General features: G+C 64.2%; 5 protein-coding genes. 3 read left to right on the top strand and 2 right to left on the bottom strand.

The features are described 5' to 3' along the window. Positions 1-68: 68 nt before the first annotated feature. Positions 69-809 carry a LytR/AlgR family response regulator transcription factor gene (locus AC1DSN_RS19155; RefSeq protein WP_477295923.1) on the bottom strand — a complete coding sequence of 247 codons (741 nt, stop codon included), beginning with the start codon at positions 807-809 and terminating at the stop codon, positions 69-71. Further along, on the bottom strand, positions 806-1,915 hold the full coding sequence (locus AC1DSN_RS19150; protein WP_477295924.1) for a sensor histidine kinase: 1,110 nt from the start codon (positions 1,913-1,915) through the stop codon (positions 806-808). The genes AC1DSN_RS19155 and AC1DSN_RS19150 overlap by 4 nt, the downstream gene beginning before the upstream one ends. 184 nt (positions 1,916-2,099) lie before the next feature. On the opposite strand from AC1DSN_RS19150, the gene bla reads away from it, so the two are divergent. The 3 genes from bla to AC1DSN_RS19135 form a co-directional block, all read left to right on the top strand. Beyond that, positions 2,100-3,077, top strand: a complete 978-nt coding sequence (gene bla, locus AC1DSN_RS19145; RefSeq protein ID WP_477295925.1) for a class A beta-lactamase — start codon at positions 2,100-2,102, stop codon at positions 3,075-3,077. Positions 3,078-3,143: 66 nt separating this feature from the next. Beyond that, the gene (locus tag AC1DSN_RS19140) at positions 3,144-3,638 is read left to right on the top strand and encodes a DUF3455 domain-containing protein (protein ID WP_477295926.1); all 495 of its coding nucleotides are present in this window, start codon (positions 3,144-3,146) and stop codon (positions 3,636-3,638) included. A 218-nt stretch (positions 3,639-3,856) separates the two neighbouring features. Continuing rightward, the coding region (locus tag AC1DSN_RS19135) for an RIO1 family regulatory kinase/ATPase domain-containing protein (protein WP_477332255.1) at positions 3,857-4,276 on the top strand (420 nt) is incomplete at its 3' end.

The following is a 4,276-nucleotide window of genomic DNA, read 5'->3' as shown; positions in this document are numbered from 1 at the left end:
CAGAGGCATCGGTTGTCGGTCGGCAGCTGAAAGGGGCCGAGCGGACCCATGGGCGGGGTGAGTGGCCGCTATCGACCCATGCGGGCAAACAACGCCTCGCGATACCGTCGACTGAGGCGGAGCGTGCGGCCGTCGCGAAGATGGATGTCGTAATCGCCTTTGAAGAGGGGCGTAAGCGATCCGACCGAACCCAGATTCACCGCCGTCGACCGATGTATCCGCACGAAGCGCTGCTCACCCAACTGCGAAAGCAAGTCCTGCAGTGTCCTGCGCAGCAGGTAGGTGCGGGAAGCCGTATGCACATGAACGTAGTTGTCGTCCGCTTCGAGCCATTCAATGGAAGCCGCGTCGATCAGCTGTAGCCGGTCACCATCGGGCACCAGAAGGCGCTCGCAGCGCGGTGTCTGTGCGCGCCCCATCGTCACCGCCGTTGCGCCGGATTCGTGAGAGTTCAGCCGTTCCCGAACGCGTTGCACGGTACGCACGAAGCGATCCCGATCGTAAGGCTTGAGCAGGTAGTCGATCGCGTTGAGGTCAAACGCCTTGGCCGCATGGGCGTCGAATGCGGTGACAAACACGATCAGCGGAGCGCTCGATGGCTCGAGCTGCGCCGCGACATCGAGCCCCGAAAGCGTCGGCATCTGGACATCGAGGAAGGCAACATCGGGACGAAGTTGTTCGATACACCGCGCTGCCGACAGTCCGTCTTCAGTCGATCCGACCACCGTGATGTCCGCTTGCTCAGAAAGCCAGCGTTCGAGTTTCTCGCGTGCCGGGGCCTCGTCGTCGGCGACCACGACGCGGATCATCGGACCGCGCCCGCCAGGGGTATCGAGACGCGCGCAGCCACGCCGTCGCCCTCGTTGCGCACGTCCAGGGAAGCCGCCTCGCCGTAGATGATGCTCAGTCGTTCCCTGCAATTGCGGTATCCCACCCCGTCATGGTGGCCGGGCGCTAGCAAGGAGCCCGAGTTGCTCACGACGATGTGCAGCGCGCCCTCTGCGCGCCGGACTCGAATGCCGATGCGCACCGGCGCCACCGTGCGTTCGACGCCGTGCTTGAACACATTCTCGAGCAAGGGCTGCAACAGGAGTGCCGGAACGGACACGTCGATGAGCGTCGGATCCGTCTCCCAGTTGAGCGTCACACGGTCGCGGAATCGCTCGCGCATGACATCCGTGTAGAGCGCCAAGGTGCGAAGTTCCTCCGCGAGCGGCGTCATCTCGTTCTCCGTCGTCCGAAGACTGATGCGCAGCAAGTCTCCGAGGGTCGCGACCAGACGGTCGGCCCGCGCCACGTCGGTCTGCATCAAGGCAGACACGGTGTTGAGCGCGTTGAACAGGAAATGCGGACGCAGCTGCCCCTGGAGTTGCGCGAGCTGCGCCTCGGTCAGTGCTTTCTGCGTCTGCAACAGACGGTGTCGCTGGAGTTGCCACTGCCCATAGGAATCGATCCCGAACAGGATCCCGAGCCACAGTCCGGTAAACAGCGTCAGCTTGACGCTTTCGTAGGCAAGCACGAAGCCCCAGCCCGAGTGCTCGTAGGTACGGCCCATCACGGCGTAAACGCCATGCCGTATCCCATATGCCCCGGCAATGAACGTGACGATGATCAGGGGAAGCCACCGCAGGTAGCTGGCTAACCAGGTCAGGGGCTGGTTCAGCAGCGGTGCGTAGCGGCCGCGAACCCGGACGGCGAGCCACATCCATCCTGTCGCGATCAGTGCGGAACTTCCCTCCCACAGCACAGGCTCCCACCAGCGGGTGAGCGGATTGCGTGAGGCGTCCTGGAGGGCGGACGTGATCATGAGTAACCAGAATGCCGTCCAGATCACGGACAAGGCCGCCAGCGGAAGCGTGGCACCGTGATCGGGCTGGGCGCCTGCCGGCGCCGGGCGAGTGGACAGGTTCGTCATGATGCGGGAGTGTACCGACGCCCGTGGCGACGGGCGTCGACTATGTGGCAAGCGGGACATGTAAGGGGTGAGTGGCCACCGCCGCGACACACGGCCACCGCCCCGAAAGTGCCTCATTTCAGCCACGGCGTGAGCCGCTCGCCCCGCAACCATGGGCGTCCGTTACTCCTGGGAATGCGTACCGATGATGATGCAACTGCTCCGTGGGATGGTCCTGTCGTTGGCGGTGGGCGCCGCCTTTGCCGCACCGGCCGATACGAGTCTGAAGGCCTCGCTTGATCACGTGGCGAAGGAAGCGCGCCCCGGCACGCTTGGCATCATCGTCATGGATCCGGCCAGCCGGAAGACCATCAAGGTGAATGATGGCCGCGGCTACCTGATGATGAGCGCCTTCAAGGCGCCCATTGCCGCCGCGGTGCTCGCTCGCGTCGACAGTGGCGCGATCAGGCTCGACCAGAAAGTGCATCTGGTGCCGGCGGACATCGTGCCGGGTTCGGCGGTTCCGTCCCTTGGCAAACGGCTGGAGGCGGGTCCGGTCGATGTCTCCGTCGAAGAGCTGCTTCGAGCCGCCGTGACGCAGAGCGACAACACGGCCGTCGACGCATTGCTCAATCTCCTGGGAGGTGGTGGCGTCGCCACCCGGTTCCTCGAGAGCAAGGGCGTCCATGGCATGCGCATCGACATGGGCGAGCGCGAGCTGAGCCGGATGTTGAACGGAAGGAAGCCCGGTGAGCAGCCCCTCGCCGGCGAGTCCGACGAGGCCGCCGATGCGCGTGTGAAGAGGGGCTTCGAGGCGGTATTGGCCAGCAAGGTGAACACGACGACGCTCGATGGCGCGGTGGCTTTCCTCGACAAACTCCAGTCGGGTGCACTTGTCTCGCCGTCCTCCACCAACATGTTGCTGGGCATGATGACGGCGCAGGTCATTCCCAACCGGCTTCGTGCCGGGTTGCCCGCCGGATTCCAGTTGGCCGACAAGACGGGCACCGCCCGTACCTATAGCGATCGCCTGGGTGCCTGGAACGACATGGGTATCGTGACGGCGCCTGATGGCCGCCGCAGGATGGTTGCGGTCTTCCTGAGCGACTCCCCTGCCAGCCCGGAGCAGGCCGATGCATGGTTCGCCGGGATCGGGCGGTTGGTGGCTACGTCGATGCAGTGAGGGGCCCGCGGCGCCCTGTCATGACGAGTTGATATAGTCAGGGCGTCATTCCTTCCGGGATCCACCATGAAAGTCCAACGCACATCCCACACGATCCTGGCAAGTTGCTTGGTCGCCTTTATTGGGGGCGCCAGCGCCCAAGATGCGCCAGCAAAGCCATCTGCCATCGAGGCCTTCGGCAAGGGCGTGCAGATCTACACGTGCAAGGCGGCCGCAGCAACTTACGCATGGACACTGAAAGCGCCCGAAGCGACGTTGAGCGACGCGAAGGGCAACATCATCGGCAAGCACTTCGCAGGGCCGAGTTGGCAGGCGAACGATGGCAGCACGGTCGTCGGCGAAGCGCTGAACGCGTCGCCTTCGCCGGATGCCGGCGCCATACCGTGGATCGTTCTTCATGCGAAGTCGCAGACGGGCAACGGCGTGATGAGCAAGGTCGCGTATGTCGTGCGTACCCGCACCGAAGGCGGAGTGGCACCCGCCACGGGTTGTGACGCCGGCCACGTCAATGCGGAAGTCCGCGTGCCCTACAGCGCTGTATACATCTTCTTCGCCGGCTAGGGTGCTCACGAACCCCCTCCCGCTTCGGGCGAGAGGGGCTTCCTGATGCTGCCGTTGAGCGTGACGATTATTGATAGCGCGCAACGACGAAGGCCACCGGTCACGCACAGGCGGCTCGTCTAAGGTCCAAACGGGGCGGAATTGGCGCTATGTGCAGGAAAATGTGAGAATTAAGGGTCAATGGCGGCCCTCGCCATGCTACTGACCCAAGAGATACCTTGAAGACCCCCCTAGGCCTGCAGCCGTTGATCGACGACGGCATCATTGACGACGTGCTCCGACCGCTGAAGAGCGGCAAGGAGGCGGCCGTGTACGTTGTCCGTAGCGGCAACGACGTACGCTGCGCCAAGGTCTACAAGGACATGGCGCAGCGCAGCTTCCAGCAACGCGTGCAGTACCAGGAAGGCCGCAAGGTTGGCAGCAGCCGCGAGGCGCGCGCCATCGGCAAGGGCAGCAAGTACGGGCGCAAGCAACAGGAAGTGGCCTGGAAGAACGCGGAGGTCGATGCGCTTTACCTGCTGCGCGACGCTGGCGTTCGTGTGCCCGAGCCGTTCGGCTATTTCCACGGCGTGCTGGTGATGGAACTGGTGACGGATGCCGACGGCCTCTCCGCACCCCGCCTGGGTGAGGTCGATCTC

The organism is Luteibacter sp. P4_D7_3, assembly GCF_056401735.1.
This window is presented reverse-complemented; position numbering and strand designations above follow the sequence as displayed.